Annotated in this window: 14 protein-coding genes; 7 read left to right on the forward strand and 7 right to left on the reverse strand. The window is 72.2% G+C overall.

Annotated features, from left to right (window positions below):
* Nucleotides 1-65: 65 nt before the first annotated feature.
* The 6 genes from ABZ898_RS13205 (at nucleotide 66) to ABZ898_RS13230 (ending at nucleotide 8,282) form a co-directional block, all read left to right on the forward strand.
* Nucleotides 66-806: a response regulator transcription factor gene (locus ABZ898_RS13205; RefSeq protein ID WP_361656783.1), complete on the forward strand. Its 741-nt coding sequence runs from the start codon at nucleotides 66-68 to the stop codon at nucleotides 804-806.
* The gene (locus ABZ898_RS13210; protein ID WP_361656786.1) at nucleotides 803-2,395 is read left to right on the forward strand and encodes a HAMP domain-containing sensor histidine kinase; all 1,593 of its coding nucleotides are present in this window, start codon (nucleotides 803-805) and stop codon (nucleotides 2,393-2,395) included. The genes ABZ898_RS13205 and ABZ898_RS13210 overlap by 4 nt, the downstream gene beginning before the upstream one ends.
* 14 nt (nucleotides 2,396-2,409) lie before the next feature.
* Nucleotides 2,410-3,723, forward strand: a complete 1,314-nt coding sequence (locus ABZ898_RS13215; protein ID WP_361656789.1) for a bifunctional glycosyltransferase family 2/GtrA family protein — start codon at nucleotides 2,410-2,412, stop codon at nucleotides 3,721-3,723.
* A complete protein-coding gene (locus ABZ898_RS13220) occupies nucleotides 3,720-5,942 on the forward strand; it encodes a glycosyltransferase family 39 protein (RefSeq protein WP_361656791.1) in 2,223 nt (740 codons plus the stop codon). Before ABZ898_RS13215 ends, ABZ898_RS13220 begins: the two co-directional genes overlap by 4 nt.
* 63 nt (nucleotides 5,943-6,005) lie before the next feature.
* Nucleotides 6,006-7,445 (forward strand): MFS transporter, encoded by a 1,440-nt coding sequence (locus ABZ898_RS13225; RefSeq protein WP_361656793.1) that lies wholly within the window; start codon nucleotides 6,006-6,008, stop codon nucleotides 7,443-7,445.
* A 72-nt stretch (nucleotides 7,446-7,517) separates the two neighbouring features.
* Nucleotides 7,518-8,282 (forward strand): TetR/AcrR family transcriptional regulator, encoded by a 765-nt coding sequence (locus ABZ898_RS13230; protein ID WP_361657061.1) that lies wholly within the window; start codon nucleotides 7,518-7,520, stop codon nucleotides 8,280-8,282.
* Between the two features lie 34 nt (nucleotides 8,283-8,316).
* Here ABZ898_RS13230 and ABZ898_RS13235 read toward each other — a convergent pair whose 3' ends face one another.
* The 4 genes from ABZ898_RS13235 to ABZ898_RS13250 all read right to left on the reverse strand — a co-directional run bounded on the left by ABZ898_RS13235 (nucleotide 8,317) and on the right by ABZ898_RS13250 (nucleotide 12,768).
* The gene (locus tag ABZ898_RS13235) at nucleotides 8,317-8,787 is read right to left on the reverse strand and encodes a PPOX class F420-dependent oxidoreductase (RefSeq protein ID WP_361656796.1); all 471 of its coding nucleotides are present in this window, start codon (nucleotides 8,785-8,787) and stop codon (nucleotides 8,317-8,319) included.
* Nucleotides 8,788-8,818: 31 nt separating this feature from the next.
* Nucleotides 8,819-9,640, reverse strand: a complete 822-nt coding sequence (locus ABZ898_RS13240) for a YceI family protein (protein ID WP_361656799.1) — start codon at nucleotides 9,638-9,640, stop codon at nucleotides 8,819-8,821.
* A 94-nt stretch (nucleotides 9,641-9,734) separates the two neighbouring features.
* Nucleotides 9,735-12,263 carry an MFS transporter gene (locus tag ABZ898_RS13245; protein ID WP_361656802.1) on the reverse strand — a complete coding sequence of 843 codons (2,529 nt, stop codon included), beginning with the start codon at nucleotides 12,261-12,263 and terminating at the stop codon, nucleotides 9,735-9,737.
* 13 nt (nucleotides 12,264-12,276) lie between these two features.
* Entirely contained in the window at nucleotides 12,277-12,768 is a 492-nt protein-coding gene (locus ABZ898_RS13250; RefSeq protein WP_361656805.1) for a MarR family transcriptional regulator, read from the reverse strand.
* Nucleotides 12,769-12,973: 205 nt separating this feature from the next.
* Between ABZ898_RS13250 and ABZ898_RS13255 the strand changes: the two genes are divergently transcribed.
* A complete protein-coding gene (locus ABZ898_RS13255; RefSeq protein WP_361656808.1) occupies nucleotides 12,974-13,168 on the forward strand; it encodes a hypothetical protein in 195 nt (64 codons plus the stop codon).
* A 111-nt stretch (nucleotides 13,169-13,279) separates the two neighbouring features.
* On the opposite strand, the gene ABZ898_RS13260 is transcribed toward ABZ898_RS13255, so the two are convergent.
* The 3 genes from ABZ898_RS13260 to ABZ898_RS13270 form a co-directional block, all read right to left on the reverse strand.
* Nucleotides 13,280-14,245 (reverse strand): RNA polymerase sigma factor SigF, encoded by a 966-nt coding sequence (locus tag ABZ898_RS13260; protein WP_361656810.1) that lies wholly within the window; start codon nucleotides 14,243-14,245, stop codon nucleotides 13,280-13,282.
* 313 nt (nucleotides 14,246-14,558) lie between these two features.
* A complete protein-coding gene (locus tag ABZ898_RS13265; protein ID WP_361657064.1) occupies nucleotides 14,559-15,416 on the reverse strand; it encodes an RNA polymerase sigma factor SigF in 858 nt (285 codons plus the stop codon).
* Nucleotides 15,417-15,594: 178 nt separating this feature from the next.
* Entirely contained in the window at nucleotides 15,595-15,888 is a 294-nt protein-coding gene (locus tag ABZ898_RS13270) for a Dabb family protein (RefSeq protein WP_361656813.1), read from the reverse strand.
* Between the last annotated feature and the right edge of the window lie 19 nt (nucleotides 15,889-15,907).

Here is a 15,907-nt window from a genome sequence, read left to right on the forward strand (position 1 = left end):
GGTTTCTCAGCGAAATCACAGACTCCCGAAAGTCTCCTCTCAGAGGGCGGGGACAAGGTCTCACCATGACCACGACCTCGCCCCAGGGGCGTACCGAACTGCTGAGGCCGGACGGGAGTCCCGTCCGTGTGCTGGTGGTTGACGACGAACTGTCGATCACCGAACTGCTGAGCATGGCGCTCCGGTACGAGGGCTGGCAGATAAGGAGCGCGGGGGACGGGCAGGGCGCGCTGCGCTCGGCCCGGGAGTTCCGGCCGGACGCCGTGGTGCTCGACATGATGCTGCCGGACATGGACGGGCTGACCGTGCTGAGCCGGCTCCGCCGTGAACTCCCGGACGTGCCCGTGCTGTTCCTGACCGCCAAGGACGCGGTGGAGGACCGTATCGCCGGGCTCACCGCGGGCGGGGACGACTACGTCACCAAGCCGTTCAGCCTGGAGGAGGTCGTCGCCCGGCTGCGCGGGCTGATCCGGCGCTCCGGGGCCACCGACCGGCGCCCGGACTCCGTGCTGGTCGTCGGAGACCTCAGCCTCGACGAGGACAGCCACGAGGTCTGGCGGGGCGAGGACTCCATCCACCTGACCGCCACCGAGTTCGAGCTGCTCCGCTTCCTCATGCGCAACCCGCGCCGGGTGCTGAGCAAGGCGCAGATACTGGACCGGGTCTGGTCCTACGACTTCGGCGGGCAGGCGAACGTCGTGGAGCTGTACATCTCCTACCTGCGCCGCAAGATCGACGCGGGCCGGGAGCCGATGATCCACACCCGGCGGGGGGCGGGTTACCTGATCAAGCCCGCCGTGTCGTGAGGATCGTCCGCCGCGCGCGGACCCCGCGCACCCTGCGGACCCGGCTGGTCGTCGCGTCCGTCGTGCTGATCGCCGTGGTCTGCGCGGTGATCGGCACCGTGACCACGCTCGCCCTGCACGAGCATCTGTACCAGCAACTCGACGGCAAGGTGCGGGAGATCGCCGTACGCGCGGCCGGCCGCCCGCACGCGTCGCCCGGCCCGCTGGACCCGGCCGCCGCCCTCGCCTCGGCGGTGGCGGCGCAGAGCCCCGCCGAGCAGGTCACCACCCTGCTCACCCGGGGCCCCACCCCGAAGCGGACGGTCGCCGCGTACGTGCGGGACGGTTCGATCGCGGCCGGGGCGGTGTCCGACGAACAGAAGGACGACAGCGGCGTCTTCAAGCGGATGCGAGCCGAGCCGCTCACCATCGAGCAGGCCGGGGCACTCGCCGCCGTGCCGAAGGACGACGGCGCGCACACCGTGCACCTGCCCGGCCTCGGCGACTACCTCGTCCGGTACGCGGCCGGCCGGGACGGCGCCGACCGGTACTACGTCGCCCTGCCCACCGCCGACATGGACGGTGTCGTCGACACCCTGGTCCTGGTCGAGGTCTGTGTCACCGTCGCCGGTCTCTTCGCCGCCTCGCTCGCCGGGACGGTCATCGTCGGCGTCGCCACCCGCCCCCTGCGCCGGGTCGCCCGCACCGCCACCCGCGTCTCCGAACTCCCGCTGCACTCCGGCGAGGTGAACCTCAGCGAACGCGTCCCCGACTCCGAGTGCGATCCGCGCACCGAGGTCGGCCGGGTCGGCGTCGCCCTCAACCGGATGCTCGACCACGTCAACGCCGCCCTGCACGCACGCCAGGAGAGCGAGACGCGGGTCCGCCGCTTCGTCGCCGACGCCAGTCACGAACTGCGCACCCCGCTCGCCTCGATACGCGGCTACGCCGAGCTGACCCGGCGCGGCCGGGAGACGGTCGGCCCGGACACCCGGCACGCGCTGGGCCGGATCGAGTCCGAGGCGGGCCGGATGACGCTGCTGGTGGAGGACCTGCTGCTGCTGGCCAGGCTGGACGCGGGCCGTCCGCTGCAGTTCGACCGCACCGACCTGGCCCCGCTGGTCGTGGACACCGTCAGCGACGCCCGCGCCGCCGGGCTCGGCCACACCTGGCGCCTCGACCTGCCCGACGAGCCCGCGCTGGTGACCGCCGACGCGGCCCGGCTCCAGCAGGTGCTGGTCAACCTGCTGGGCAACGCGCGCAGGCACACCCCGCCGGGCACCACGGTCACCGCACGGGTCCGGCGGCGGGGGGACCGGATGTGCGTCCAGGTCGAGGACGACGGTCCGGGCATCCCGGCCGCGCTGCTGCCGCACGTCTTCGAGCGGTTCGCGCGTGGCGACTCCGCCCGCACCCGCGCCACCGGCTCCACCGGGCTGGGGCTCGCCATCGTGCGGGCCGTCGTCACCGCGCACGGCGGCACCGTGGAGGTGGCGAGCGAGCCGGGGCGGACGGTGTTCACCGTGGCGCTGCCCGCGGCCGGCCCCGAGGAGGCACCGCACTCACAGCCGGGCCACAGCCTCACCACACGGGCGCGACAGGGGAGTTGAGAAGAGTCGGTCCCATGCGAACCGACTCTGCTCCCGGCACCCTCCCGGCACGGGAGCACCTCCCGGCCACCGTCGTCGGCACCGCCGTGCTGGACGTGGTGGTCCCCGTCCACAACGAGGAGAAGGACCTGCGCCCCTGTGTGCTCAGACTGCGCGAGCACCTGGCACGCACCTTCCCGTACGCCTTCCGCATCACGATCGCCGACAACGCCTCCACGGACGCCACGCCGAAGATCGCGACCGAGCTGGCGGACGAGTTCGTGGAGGTGACCAGTCACCGGCTGGAGCGCAAGGGCCGTGGGCACGCCCTGCGCACGGTGTGGTCCGCCTCCGAGGCGCCGGTCCTCGCCTACATGGACGTCGACCTCTCCACCGACCTCAACGCCCTGCTCCCGCTGGTCGCCCCGCTGATCTCGGGCCACTCCGACCTGGCGATCGGCTCCCGGCTCAGCCGGACCTCGCGGGTGGTGCGCGGGCCGAAGCGGGAGTTCATCAGCCGGGCCTACAACCTGATCCTGCGCGGCTCGCTCCAGGCCCGGTTCTCCGACGCCCAGTGCGGCTTCAAGGCGATCCGGCGCGAGGTGGCCCAGGTGCTGCTGCCGCTGGTGGAGGACACCGGCTGGTTCTTCGACACCGAGATGCTGGTGCTGGCCGAGCGGGCGGGCCTGCGCATCCACGAGGTGCCGGTCGACTGGGTCGACGACCCCGACTCCACCGTGCACATCGTGCGCACCGCCACCGACGACCTCAAGGGCGTGTGGCGGGTGGGGCGGGCGCTGACCACCGGCTCGCTGCCGCTGGACCGGCTCACCCGGCCCTTCGGCGACGACCCGCGCGACCGGGACATCACCGACGTGCCCAGGGGGCTGGCCCGCCAGCTCGTCGGATTCTGCGTGGTCGGCGGGCTGTCCACCCTGTTCTACCTGCTGCTCTACAGCGGTTTCCGGCAGTTCGGCGGCTCGCAGGCCGCCAACGCGCTCGCCCTGCTGCTCTCCGCGCTCGCCAACACGGCCGCCAACCGGCGCCTCACCTTCGGGGTGCGCGGCCGGGGCGGCGCGGTGCGGCACCAGGCGCAGGGCCTGGTGGTCTTCGCCATCGGCCTCGCCCTGACCAGCGGCTCGCTGGCCGCGCTGAACACGGCCACCGCCGGTCCCGCGCACTCCACCGAGATCGCGGTCCTCGTCGTCGCCAACCTCGCGGCGACCGTCCTGCGCTTCCTGCTCTTCCGCGCGTGGGTCTTCCCGGACCGCCGGGACCCCGCGCCCGTACCCGGCCCGACTCCGGCCTACGCCGAGACCACCACCATCTCCACAGGGGACCCCCGATGACCACCCAGTACGACCAGCCGCCGCAGGTCGCCGAGACGCCGCCCGCGCCGAAAGCCCCCTTCGCACGGCGTGCGTGGCGCGGCCGGCCCGAGGACCCGGCCTGGGCCCGCCCGGCGCTCTGGGCCCTGCTCGCCGCCACCTTCGCGCTGTACCTGTGGAACCTGAGCGCCTCCGGCTTCGCCAACTCCTTCTACTCGGCGGCCGTGCAGGCGGGCAGCACCTCCTGGAAGGCGTTCTTCTTCGGCTCGCTGGACGGCGGCAACGCCATCACCGTCGACAAGCCCGCGGCGGCCCTGTGGCCCATGGCCCTGTCGGTGCGGATCTTCGGTCTCAACTCCTGGGCGATCCTGGTGCCCGAGGTCCTCATGGGCGTCGGCTCGGTGGCGGTCGTGTACGCGGCCGTACGGCGCCGGTTCAGCGCGGTCGCCGGCCTGGTCGCGGGCGCGGTGCTGGCGCTGACCCCGGTCGCGGCGATGATGTTCCGGTTCAACAACCCGGACGCGATGCTGGCCCTGCTGATGGCGCTGGCCTGCTGGTTCACCGTCCGCGCGGTCGAGGACGGGCGGACCCGCTGGCTGGTGTGGGCGGGCGTCGCCATCGGCTTCGCCTTCCTCGCCAAGACCCTCCAGGCGTTCCTGATCCTGCCTCCGCTGGCGATCGTCTACGCGGTCTGCGCGCCGGTGAGGCTCGGCCGGCGGCTGGTGCAGCTCGGTCTGGCCACGCTCGCGCTGGTGGTCTCCGGCGGCTGGTGGGTCGCGGTGGTCGAGCTGTGGCCGGCCTCCTCCCGTCCGTACATCGGCGGCTCGCAGCACAACAGCTTCCTGGAGCTGACCTTCGGCTACAACGGGCTCGGCCGGATCAACGGTGAGGAGACCGGCAGCGTCGGCGGCGGAGGCGGCGGCGGGATGCGCGGCGGCGGAGCCTGGGGCTCGACCGGCTGGGACCGGATGTTCAACGCCGAGGTCGGCGGCCAGGTCTCCTGGCTGCTCCCGGCCGCGCTGATCCTGCTGGTCGCGGGCCTGTGGGCCACCCGGAAGCTGGGCCGCACCTCGGTCACCCGCGCGTCGTTCCTGGTCTGGGGCGGCTCGCTGCTGATGACCATGGTGGTGTTCAGCTACATGGCGGGCATCTTCCACCAGTACTACACGATCGCCCTCGCCCCGTACCTCGCCGCCGTGGTCGGCATGGGCGCCGGGCTGCTGTGGGAGCGCCGCGAGGAGACCTGGGCCGGGTGGGCGCTCGCGGCCGCCTCGGTGGCCTCGGCCGCGTGGGGGTACGTGCTGCTGGGCCGCACCTCCGACTATCTGCCCTGGCTGAAGTGGCTGGTGCTGGTCGGCGGTCTGGTGGCCGCGCTCGGCCTTCTCTTCCTCCGTCTCGCGCCCCGGAACCTGGCGCTCGGCGCGGCAGGGCTGGGCCTGGTCGCGGCGCTCGCCGGGCCGACCGCGTACACCCTGAGCACGGTGAACTCCGCGCACACCGGTTCGATCCCGACGGCGGGCCCGGCGGGGGCGAGCATGATGGGCTTCGGCGGCCGTCCGGGCGGCCGGGGCGAGGGCGTGCGCGGCGGCTTCCCCGGCGGGATGCCGGGCGGGATGCCCGGCGGGCAGAACCAGCGGGGCCAGGGCCAGGGCCAGGGGCAGGGGCAGGGCCAGATGCCGCCGGGCGGGGCAGGCGGCCAGGGCTTCCCCGGCGGCGGCTTCCCCGGCCAGGGCAATGGCCAGGGTCAGGGGAACGGCCAGGGCCAGGGTCAGGGCAACGGCAAGCAGAACGGCCAGGGCTTCCCCGGAGCCACCGGTGAGGGCGGCCGCATGGGCGCCGGAGGCGCGGGCGGCCTGCTCAACGGCGCGAACGTCTCCGCCGAGGCCAAGAAGCTGCTGCTGGCGGACGCCGGCTCATACACCTGGGTCGCCGCCTCCACCGGCTCCCAGAACGCGGCCAGCTACCAACTGGCCACCAACAAGGCGGTGATGGCGATCGGCGGCTTCAACGGCACCGACCCGTCCCCGACCCTCGCCCGGTTCAAGCGGTACGTCGCCGACGGACGCATCCACTACTACATCGCCGGCGGCGGCATGGGCCGCACCGGGGAGGGGCGCGGCGGCATGGGCGGCGGCAGCGGCACCGCCTCCGCCATCAGCACCTGGGTCGAAGCCAACTTCCAGAAGGTGACGGTCGGTTCGGCCACCTTCTACGACCTCACCAAGAAGAGCGCCGGCTGACCGGAAGCACCCCGGCCGATAATGCTGTACACCGTATAGTGAATTCGCTATACGGTGTACGGCATGTCCGCTCCCGACCTCTCCGCCCCTCCGCTCCAGAAGGCCCCCCAGGGCCACCCCCGCCGCTGGCTGATCCTCGGCGTGATCTGCCTCGCCCAGCTCACCGTGCTGCTCGACAACACCGTGCTGAACGTGGCGATCCCCTCCCTTACTCACCGGCTGCACGCGGCCACCTCCGACATCCAGTGGATGATCAACGCGTACTCCCTGGTCCAGTCCGGCCTGCTGCTCACCGCGGGCAGCGCCGCCGACCGGTACGGCCGCAAGAAGATGCTGGTCGCGGGGCTCGCCGTGTTCGGCCTCGGCTCGCTGGCGGCCGGCCTCTCCACCACCACCGGCCAGCTGATCGCCGCCCGCGCGGGGATGGGCGTCGGCGGCGCGCTGCTGCTGACCACCACGCTCGCCGTGGCCATGCAGATCTTCACGCCCGAGGAGCAGCCCCGGGCCATCGGCATCTGGGCCGCGGTCAACTCGCTGGGCTTCGCGGCGGGCCCGCTGATCGGCGGTTTCGTCCTCGACCACTTCTGGTGGGGCGCGATCTTCCTCATCAACCTCCCGGTCGCCGCCCTCGGCCTGGTCGCCGTGGTGGCGCTCGTGCCCGAGTCCAAGGCCGCGCCCGCCCTCGGCGCCTCCGGCCTGCCCGCCCGCCCCGACCTGCTCGGCGCGCTGCTGTCCACCATCGGCATGACCGCCCTGGTCTTCGCGGTCATCTCCGGCCCGCACCACGGCTGGACCTCGGCCCGTGTGCTGGGCTCGGCCGCCGTGGCGGTGGTCGTGCTGGCCGTCTTCGCGTACTGGGAGAGCCGGACCGAGGACCCGATGCTCGACCTCCAGTTCTTCCGCGACCGCAGGTTCACCGGCGCCGTCGCCGGGGCGGTGCTGATCACCTTCGGGATGGGCGGCGCGCTGTTCCTGCTCACCCAGCACCTCCAGCTCGTGCTCGGCTACGGCCCGCTGGAGGCGGGGCTGCGCACCGCGCCGCTGGCGCTCACCGTGGTCCTGCTCAACTTCAGCGGCCTGTCCGCCAGGTGGGCGGCCCGGCTGGGCACCCCGGTGGCGATCGCGCTCGGCATGGCCCTGATGGCGGGCGGCCTGGTCTCCATCGCCGAGCTGGCCTCCACCGGGTACGCCGGGACGCTGCTCGGACTCGTGCTGATCGGCGCCGGATGCGCCCTCGCCAACCCGGCCATGGCGCACGCCATCATGAGCGCCATCCCGCCGGAGAAGGCCGGGGTCGGCGCCGGGATCAACGGCACGCTGGCCGAGTTCGGCAACGGTCTCGGGGTGGCCGTGCTCGGCGCGGTGCTCAGCTCCTTCCTCGCCTCGGGCCGCACCCTGTCGGCCGGGCTGAGCGCGGGACAGCTGGTCGGTTCGGTCTCCGTGCTGGCCGGTGGCCTTCTCGCCGCGGCCCTGCTCAAGCGGGCCCAGCGCGATGCCGTCTGAGCCGGGGTGGTTGAGCCGCCCGGACCTGGCAAGGTGTGCGATGAGCGACGTGCTGCGGAGGGAAGCCCGGTGGTGAAGGAAGACGGCCCCAAGGAAGACCGCCCGGCCCGCGGCAGCGTGTGGCTGACCGGCAAGGAGCGGCGCGGCCGGGGCGGGCAGCCCTCGGGCCTGGACCGGGACCGGATCACCGCGGTGTCCGTGACCCTGCTGGACGCCGAGGGGCTGGACCGCTTCTCCATGCGCCGCCTGGCGGCCGAGCTGAACGTGACCGCGATGTCCCTTTACTGGTACGTCGACACCAAGGACGACCTGCTCGAACTCGCCCTGGACACGGCCTTCGGCGAGCTGCCGCTGCCGGACCCCGAGGACGCGGAGGCCGACTGGCGCGAGCAGCTGCGCACCCTCGCTGCCGACTACCGGGCGATGATGGTGCGCCACCCCTGGCTGTCCCCGATCGCGGGCCGGTTCCTCAACATCGGCCCCCGCTCCCTGGCGTTCTCCCGGGTGGTGCAGCGGGTGGTGGGCCGGGCCGGGCTGCCCGCGCACGGGGTGACGGGCGCGATCTCGGCCGTCTTCCAGTTCGTGTACGGCTACGGCACGATCGAGGGCCACTTCCACGCCCGGATCGCGGACACCGGGCTGAGCGCGGACGAGTACTTCCAGCAGTCGCTCCACCTGGCCTCGGAGGTGGCCGGCACCTCCGAGGTGATGCGGGAGTCCCGTGCCCTGATGGCCGCGCGCGGCGGTGACACGGTCCAGGAGATGCTGGACCGGGACTTCGCGTTCGCGCTGGACCTGCTGATCGAGGGCATCGAGGCGATGGTGGCCCGCGGCTGACCCCTTCCAAGGGGCCGGCCACGGGCCACGGGAGTCAGGAGCCGCTCGCCAGCCGCGCCGGGAAACCGCCCGTCGCCACCGGTCCCCACCGCTCCGGCGTGACCCGGATGATCGACTTACCCTGCTCGGCCATGGCCTTGCGGTACTCGTCCCAGTCCGGGTGCTCACCGGCGATGTTCCGGTAGTACTCGACCAGCGGCTCGACGGAGTCCGGGGCGTCGATCACCTCGGCCCTGCCGTCGACCTGGACCCAGGGCCCGTTCCAGTCGTCGCTGAGCACGATCAGGCTGACCCGGTCGTCCCTCCTGGCGTTCCGCGTCTTGGCCCGCTCCGGATAGGTGGAGGCCACGATGCGGCCGGAGTCGTCCACCCCGCAGGTCAGCGGGGAGCCCTGCGGCCCGCCGTCGGCGCGCCGGGTGAGCAGGATGGCGCGATGGCGGGGCCGTACGAAGTCCAGCAGCTCCGGCAGGGTCACTTCGGTGTTCGTAGCGATGTTGGGTGCCATGCGCCGAGCGTAGGACGTCCCTGTGTCCCTGTCAGAGCGAAGGCAGCGCGTCGCCCTGGACCGCCTGGATGTCCAGCTCGATCCGCAGCGTGGTGCCGATGGCGGCGATGCCGGCCTGGAGGACCTGGTTGTAGTTCATGGCGAAGTCGTCCCGGTGCAGCTCGGCCGTCGCGCGGAACGCGGCCCGCGTGCCGCCCCAGGGGTCGGCGCCGGTGCCGAGGTAGGCGAGGTCGAGATCGACCGGCCGGACGACCCCGTGCATCGACAGCTCGCCGTGCACGGTCCAGCGGTCCGGCCCGGCCTGGGACAGCCCGGTGGAGCGGAAGGTCAGCTCGGGGTACTTCTCCACGTCGAGGAAGTCGGCCGAGCGCAGGTGGGTGTCCCGCATGCCGTTGCCGGTGTCGATGGACGCCGCCTGGATGACCGCGTCCACGCGGGAGCCGGTGATGTCGTCGGGCGCGATCTCGATGCGCCCGCCGAACTCGGTGAACCGGCCCCGCACGCTGGAGATGCCCAGGTGCTGCGCGACCGCGCCGACCGAGGAGTGCACGGGGTCGATGGTCCACGGGCCGGGCGGGGGCAGCTCGGTGCCGCCCTGCCGGGCCAGGGTGACCGAGCCGACCTCGGCCCGGCCGCTCGCGGTGACCAGCGCGCTGGAGGCGACGGGCGCGTACCCGACGGCGGTCACGATCACCGTGTACGCCCCCGGGGCCAGCGCGGTGTCGTCGCGCACCACGCCCTCGGCGTCGGCCTCGGCCCGCAGCATCTGCGTACCGGTCATGTCGGCCACCGTGACCACCGCGTGCGAGACGGCCCAGCCGTCGCGGGTGCGGATTCTCGCGGTCAGTGCCATGGCGTTCTTCTCCCTGCGCGGCTGAGCGCGCGTCGGTCGCAGGACCGGCCCGTGGCCCCCGCGGTGCGCGCGGGCCACGGGCCGGTCGGGTGAACTACTCGCCGGGGTGGGCGAGTTCGATGTCGTGGCCGTCCGTGCCGGTACCGGCGACGGTCAGCGCGGTGGCCACCGGCGGGTAACCCGTGGCGATCACGGTGTACTCGCCGCCGTCCAGGTCGGTGAAGGCGTACGCGCCGTCCGCACCGGTGGTGGCGCTGCCGACCACGTTGCCCGCCTGGTCGACGAGGGTCACGCGGGCGTCGGCCAGCGGACCGTGCGGGGCCCGGACGACACCGCTGAGCAGCGCGCCGGTGTCCAGGTCGACCTCCACGCGGGTGACGCCGGTGGTGGCGACCTCCACGGGCAGCGCGCGCGGCCGGTAGCCGGCGGCGTTGACCGCGATCGTCACGGTGCCGGGGACCAGCTCGGTGAACCCGAACTCGCCCTGCTCGCCGGTCTGCGCGGCGGCCAGCAGATCACCGCGCACATCGGTGACGACGACCATGGCGTCCTTCACCGGCAGCGCGCTCCCGGCCGCCCGGACCACACCGGTCAGCCCGCTGGTGCCGCTGAGCAGGATGTCGTACGACAGCGGCTCCTCGCCGACCACGATCGTGGACGCCTGCGGCTGGAAGCCGTCGGCGGAGGCGATCAGCACGTACGAGCCGGTGCCGGGCGCGGCCAGCGCGTAGGCGCCGTCGGCCTGGGCGACCGCGCGGCCGAGCTGGCGGCCGGCCAGCGAGATCAGCGTGACCGCCGCGCCCGGGACCGGGGCGCTCTCGGCGCCGCGCACGAAGCCGTGCACCGGGGTGCCGCCGGCCGGACCGGACTCGCCGGCCATGGCGACCGCCGTGACCTGCGGGACGGTGGCCGTCGCGGTGGCCGTGCCGTCGGCCGAGGGGGCGCCCTCGGTGGTGGCGAAGGCCATGGCCGGGACCTGCTGGGCCTCGGCGACCGCGGGGGTGGCGGCCGGGTCGGTGACGGGGGCCTCGGCCTCGGAGGACTGCGCGAGCGCGCCCTTGGTCTTCAGCGGGACCTCCTTGATGAACAGGGTGATGAGGAACGCGATGGCGGCGAGGGCACCGGCGATCATGAAGACGTCGGCGATGCCGTGGCCGTACGCGCTCTCCAGCAGGTTCCTGATCGGACCGGGGAGCGAGTCCATGTCCGGGATGGTGTCGGTCGAGCCCGACTTGGCCATCGCGGCCTGGTACTTCGGGCTGAGCGAGCCGATGCCGTCCGTGACGTAGTGCGTGATCCGGTGGGCCATCACCGCGCCGAGCGCCGAGACGCCCACCGCGCCGCCCAGGGAGCGGAAGAAGGTGACCGTGGAGCTGGCGGAGCCGAGGTCGGAGGGCGCCACCTGGTTCTGCGTGGCGAGCACCAGGTTCTGCATCATCATGCCGATGCCGAGACCCAGCAGGCCCATGAAGACGGCCATCTTCCAGTAGTCCGTGTCGTACCGGATGCCGCCGAGCAGCAGCAGTCCGGCGGTGACCAGGACGCCACCGCTGACCAGCCACGCCTTCCAGCGGCCGGTACGGGTGATGAACTGACCCGAGACGGTCGAGGAGATGAACAGACCACCGATCATCGGGATGGTCAGGATGCCGGACATCGTCGGCGACTTGTCGCGGGCCAGCTGGAAGTACTGGCTGAAGAACACGGTGCCGCTGAACATGGCCACACCGACGAACAGCGAGGCGAGCGACGCGAGCGTGATGGTGCGGTTCCTGAACAGGCGCAGCGGGATGATCGGCTCGCTGGCCTTGGCCTCGACGAGCACGAACAGCGCGCCGAGCACGATCGAGCCGGCGACCATCGCGTAGGTCTGCCAGGACAGCCAGTCGTACTTGTCACCGGCGAAGGTGACCCAGACCAGCAGCAGCGAGACGGCGGCGGAGATCAGGGCCGCGCCGCCCCAGTCGACCTTCACCTCGCGCTTGACCACGGGCAGGTGCAGGGTCTTCTGCAGCACGATCAGGGCGATGACCGCGAAGGGCACGCCGACGTAGAAGCACCAGCGCCAGCCCAGCCACGAGGTGTCGGTGATGACACCGCCGAGCAGCGGGCCGCCGACGGTGGCGACGGCGAAGGTCGCGCCGAGGTAGCCGGAGTAACGGCCGCGCTCACGCGGGGAGATCATCGCCGCCATGACGATCTGCGCCAGGGCGGACAGACCGCCGACGCCGATGCCCTGGACGACACGGCAGGCGATCAGCATGCCGGGGTTCTGCGACAGACCGGCCGCCATCGAGCCGACGACGTAGATGACCAGGGCTATCTGGACGAGCGCCTTCTTGCTGTACAGGTCGGCGAGCTTGCCCCACAGGGGGGTCGCGGCCGTCATCGACAGCAGGGCCGCGGTGACGACCCAGGTGTAGGCGGACTGGCCGCCGCCGAGGTCGCCGATGATGTGCGGGAGGGCGTTGGAGACGATCGTGGACGACAGGATCGCCACGAACATGCCGAGCAGCAGCCCGGAGAGCGCCTCCATGATCTGCCGGTGGGTCATCGGGGCCTGCTCGGCCCCGCCCCCGTGCCTGGCGTGGGCCCGCACACCGGATGGTGTGGTCGTTGCCATGGGCTTCCTTTACTTACGTGATCGCGGGTGTACGGGTTTCCTCGGACACGGGGGCGGCCGGTCTCGGCACGCCGGAGCGGCAGTCGCCGAACGACGCGCGCAGCCGGGTCATGAGCTGGATGAGCTGGGCGACCTCGTCGTCGGTCCAGTCGCTCAGCCGTTCGGCCAGCAGCCGGCTGGTGCGCAGCGACAGCTCCACGAGCTGGTCGCTGCCCGCGGGTGTCAGCCGCAGGATGCGCGAGCGTTTGTCCGCCGGGTCCGGCGAACGCTCGATCCAGCCGCGTGCGGCTGCGTGGGCGACGTGCCTGCTGGTCACCGACATGTCGACGGCGAGCAGCTCGGCGAGCCTGCTCATGCGCATCTCCTCGTGGCGGCCGAGCAGGGTCAGCACGGCGGCCGTACCGGCCGGGCAGTCGGGCGGGAGTATCCGCCCGATGTCGCGCTTCACGGCGCCGACGGCACTGAGCTGACGTGCCAGCTCCTCGAACTGCGCCTGCCCGGCCATCACACCTCCCGTATTCGTTGCTTTGGGCAACCATAGAGATGCTTGGTTGCTGTAGGCAAATAAATCGGGGTCCGGTGGCGCAAAAACTTGGCAAAGGCAAGTATTGCGATCGTAAACGTGCAGGTGGGCACGGGTGGCCTGCCCGGCTCTGTCCCCATGGCCCCGCACTTGGGGCCGGCACCCGGATTCGCTAGTGTCTCGGCCCATGGCTAACACCCAGGGCCCCCAGGGCAATTACGACCCCGCAGGCAGCACCCAGATGTTCCGCGCGTTCGTCGACGAGACTCCCCCGGCTCGTCAGCAGCAGGCCGCTTCCTCCGGTCCCCGAGTCGGCCTGATCGTCGGCGTCATCGTGGCCGTGGCGGTCGTCGCCGCTGTCGCCTGGCTCGCGCTGAGCTGACCCCCCCGCTCCCTCGCGGAGCCCCCTCGAAAAGGCCGCGGCCCGCGTCCGCGCCGAAGCGCGTGACACGGGCCGGGCGGGCCTTGCGAGGTCCGTCGGTCTTCGGGTCCGTCAGTCCGAGACGAGTCCCTCGCGCAGCTGGGACAGCGTGCGGGTCAGCAGCCGGGAGACGTGCATCTGCGAGATGCCGACCTCCTCGCCGATCTGCGACTGGGTCATGTTGGCGAAGAAGCGCAGCATGATGATCCGGCGCTCGCGCGGCGGCAGCTTCGCCAGCAGCGGCTTGAGCGACTCCCGGTACTCCACGCCCTCCAGCGCCGTGTCCTCGTAGCCGAGGCGGTCGGCCAGCGAGCCCTCGCCGCCGTCGTCCTCGGGGGCCGGGGAGTCCAGCGAGGAGGCGGTGTAGGCGTTGCCCACCGCCAGACCGTCGACCACGTCCTCCTCGGAGACCCCGAGCGCGGCCGCCAGCTCCGGCACGGTCGGGGAGCGGTCCAGGCGCTGGGACAGCTCGTCGCTGGCCTTGGTCAGCGCCAGGCGCAGCTCCTGCAGCCGGCGCGGCACCCGCACCGACCACGAGGTGTCGCGGAAGAACCGCTTGATCTCACCCACGACCGTCGGCATGGCGAACGTCGGGAACTCCACGCCCCGTTCGCAGTCGAAGCGGTCGATCGCCTTGATCAGGCCGATGGTGCCGACCTGGACGATGTCCTCCATCGGCTCGTTGCGCGAGCGGAACCGGGCCGCCGCGTACCGCACGAGCGGGAGGTTCAGCTCGATCAGGGTGTCCCGGACGTAGCCCCGCTCGGGGCTGTCCTCGCCGAGCGCGGCCAGGCGCAGGAACAGGGAGCGGGAGAGCGTACGGGTGTCGATGTCCCCCGAGGGAACCGGCGGCAGCGCGGGGCCCTCGGCGGCCGGTGCCGCGTCGGGAGCCGGTGCCGGTGCCGGGACGGCGGGGGCGGGCGTGGCGTCGAGGGCCGGGACGCCCTCGAAGCCGTCGATGACGTCGAGAGCGTCGAGCTTCTGCGGCGCTGCCACGGTCTTCGTGAGCACCTTCGAGCTGCCCTGTTCTGCGGACATGCCACCCCCTTTGGGTCGCGGGACGGTCGCGGCGCACCGCCGTGATCGGACAGTGCGGCCTTCACCTGAATACCGGAGCCGAAGCCTCGGCAAACGCGCTTCCCGCAGAATGTCACATGTCGGCAACGCGCTGTAGTGACATGTCGACACGTGAGACGCCAAGAAGCCCTGGCGGAACGGGGTCTGACGGCCTTTCGGCGCACAATTGCCGACACCGGTCGCGGGGCGTGATTCGCTCCTGGCGGTGATCATTCGATCCCGCATGCGAACCGGCTCTACCTGCTCTTTTCCATTCCGTGCTCCCGTGCGCCGGTCATGCCTCGATGCGGTTGGCCGACCGGAGCCTCTGGAAGCTCCGGGCGAGCAGCCGGGACACGTGCATCTGGGAGACGCCGAGTTCGGCGCTGATCTGCGACTGGGTCAGGTTGCTGTAGTAGCGCAGCAGCAGGATGCGCTGCTCGCGCTCGGGGAGCTGGACGAGCAGGTGCCGGACCAGGTCGCGGTGCTCCACGCCGTCCAGCGCCGGGTCCTCGTACCCGATCCGGTCCAGCAGCCCGGGCAGCCCGTCGCCCTCCTGCGCGGCCTCCAGTGAGGTGGCGTGGTACGAGCGTCCGGCCTCGATGCAGGACAGCACCTCCTCCTCGCTGATCCTCAGGCGCTCGGCGATCTCGGCGGTGGAGGGGGATCTGCCGAGGGCGGTGGTGAGGTCCTCGGTGGCGCCGTTCACCTGCACCCACAGCTCGTGCAGCCGGCGCGGTACGTGCACGGTGCGGACGTTGTCCCGGAAGTAGCGCTTGATCTCGCCGACCACGGTCGGCATGGCGAAGGTCGGGAACTGCACGCCCCGGTCGGGGTCGAAGCGGTCGATGGCGTTGATCAGGCCGATGGTGCCGACCTGGACCACGTCCTCCATCGGCTCGTTGCGGGAGCGGAAGCGCGCGGCGGCGTAGCGGACCAGCGGGAGGTTGGCCTCGATGAGCGCTCCGCGTACGCGGTTGTGCTCCGGCGTGCCCGGCGTCAGGTTCTTCAGCTGGCCGAAGAGCACCTGCGTCAGGGCCCGGGTGTCGGCGCCCCGGCGCTTTTCGGGAGGGGGTGTGGCGGAGGCCGCGGGGAGGGACACGGGGGCCTCCGTCTGGGGCGGCGCAGTACTGGCCGACACGGTCAACGCCACCTCTTCATCGGTCAATCATCCGTCAAAAGCGGTCATAGCATCACAAGACATGTGCACTGTGTGCAAGCACCGCATAACGCCGTGTTGGGCCTCAAACGACGCCAATGGATGGATCGACGCACGCGAAAAGCCCCCCGCCGTGGAGGCGGAGGGCTCGCTGTCCGGAGCGCGTCCGGGCTCAGAACTCGTAGTCGGCGATCACCCACGTGGCGAACTCCCGCCACAGTGCGACGCCCGCCTGGTGGGCGGGGTGGTCCAGGTAGCGCTGGAGGGCGCCGGTGTCCTCGACGGAGGAGTTGATGGCGAAGTCGTAGGCGATGGGGCGGTCGGTGACGTTCCAGCCGCACTCCCAGGAGCGCAGCTCCCCGATCTGCCCGCCCAGGGCGCGGAACGCCGCCACGCCCTCCTGGACGCGCGGGTCGTCGCGGCCGACGCCCTCGTCGAGCTTGAACAGGACCAGGTGGCGGATCATGCGACGTACCTCTTGCTCG

The organism is Streptomyces sp. NPDC046860 (assembly GCF_040645115.1).
GTDB lineage: Bacteria > Actinomycetota > Actinomycetes > Streptomycetales > Streptomycetaceae > Streptomyces.

Bases quoted from the DNA above. Each gene is read 5' to 3' on its own strand.
- ABZ898_RS13205 (WP_361656783.1), top strand. From the start codon at position 66: ATGACCACGACCTCGCCCCAGGGGCGTACCGAACTGCTGAGGCCGGAC.
- ABZ898_RS13215 (WP_361656789.1), top strand. From the start codon at position 2,410: ATGCGAACCGACTCTGCTCCCGGCACCCTCCCGGCACGGGAGCACCTC.
- ABZ898_RS13220 (WP_361656791.1), top strand. From the start codon at position 3,720: ATGACCACCCAGTACGACCAGCCGCCGCAGGTCGCCGAGACGCCGCCC.
- ABZ898_RS13225 (WP_361656793.1), top strand. From the start codon at position 6,006: ATGTCCGCTCCCGACCTCTCCGCCCCTCCGCTCCAGAAGGCCCCCCAG.
- ABZ898_RS13235 (WP_361656796.1), bottom strand. From the start codon at position 8,787: ATGGCACCCAACATCGCTACGAACACCGAAGTGACCCTGCCGGAGCTG.
- ABZ898_RS13240 (WP_361656799.1), bottom strand. From the start codon at position 9,640: ATGGCACTGACCGCGAGAATCCGCACCCGCGACGGCTGGGCCGTCTCG.
- ABZ898_RS13245 (WP_361656802.1), bottom strand. From the start codon at position 12,263: ATGGCAACGACCACACCATCCGGTGTGCGGGCCCACGCCAGGCACGGG.
- ABZ898_RS13250 (WP_361656805.1), bottom strand. From the start codon at position 12,768: ATGGCCGGGCAGGCGCAGTTCGAGGAGCTGGCACGTCAGCTCAGTGCC.
- ABZ898_RS13255 (WP_361656808.1), top strand. From the start codon at position 12,974: ATGGCTAACACCCAGGGCCCCCAGGGCAATTACGACCCCGCAGGCAGC.
- ABZ898_RS13260 (WP_361656810.1), bottom strand. From the start codon at position 14,245: ATGTCCGCAGAACAGGGCAGCTCGAAGGTGCTCACGAAGACCGTGGCA.
- ABZ898_RS13270 (WP_361656813.1), bottom strand. From the start codon at position 15,888: ATGATCCGCCACCTGGTCCTGTTCAAGCTCGACGAGGGCGTCGGCCGC.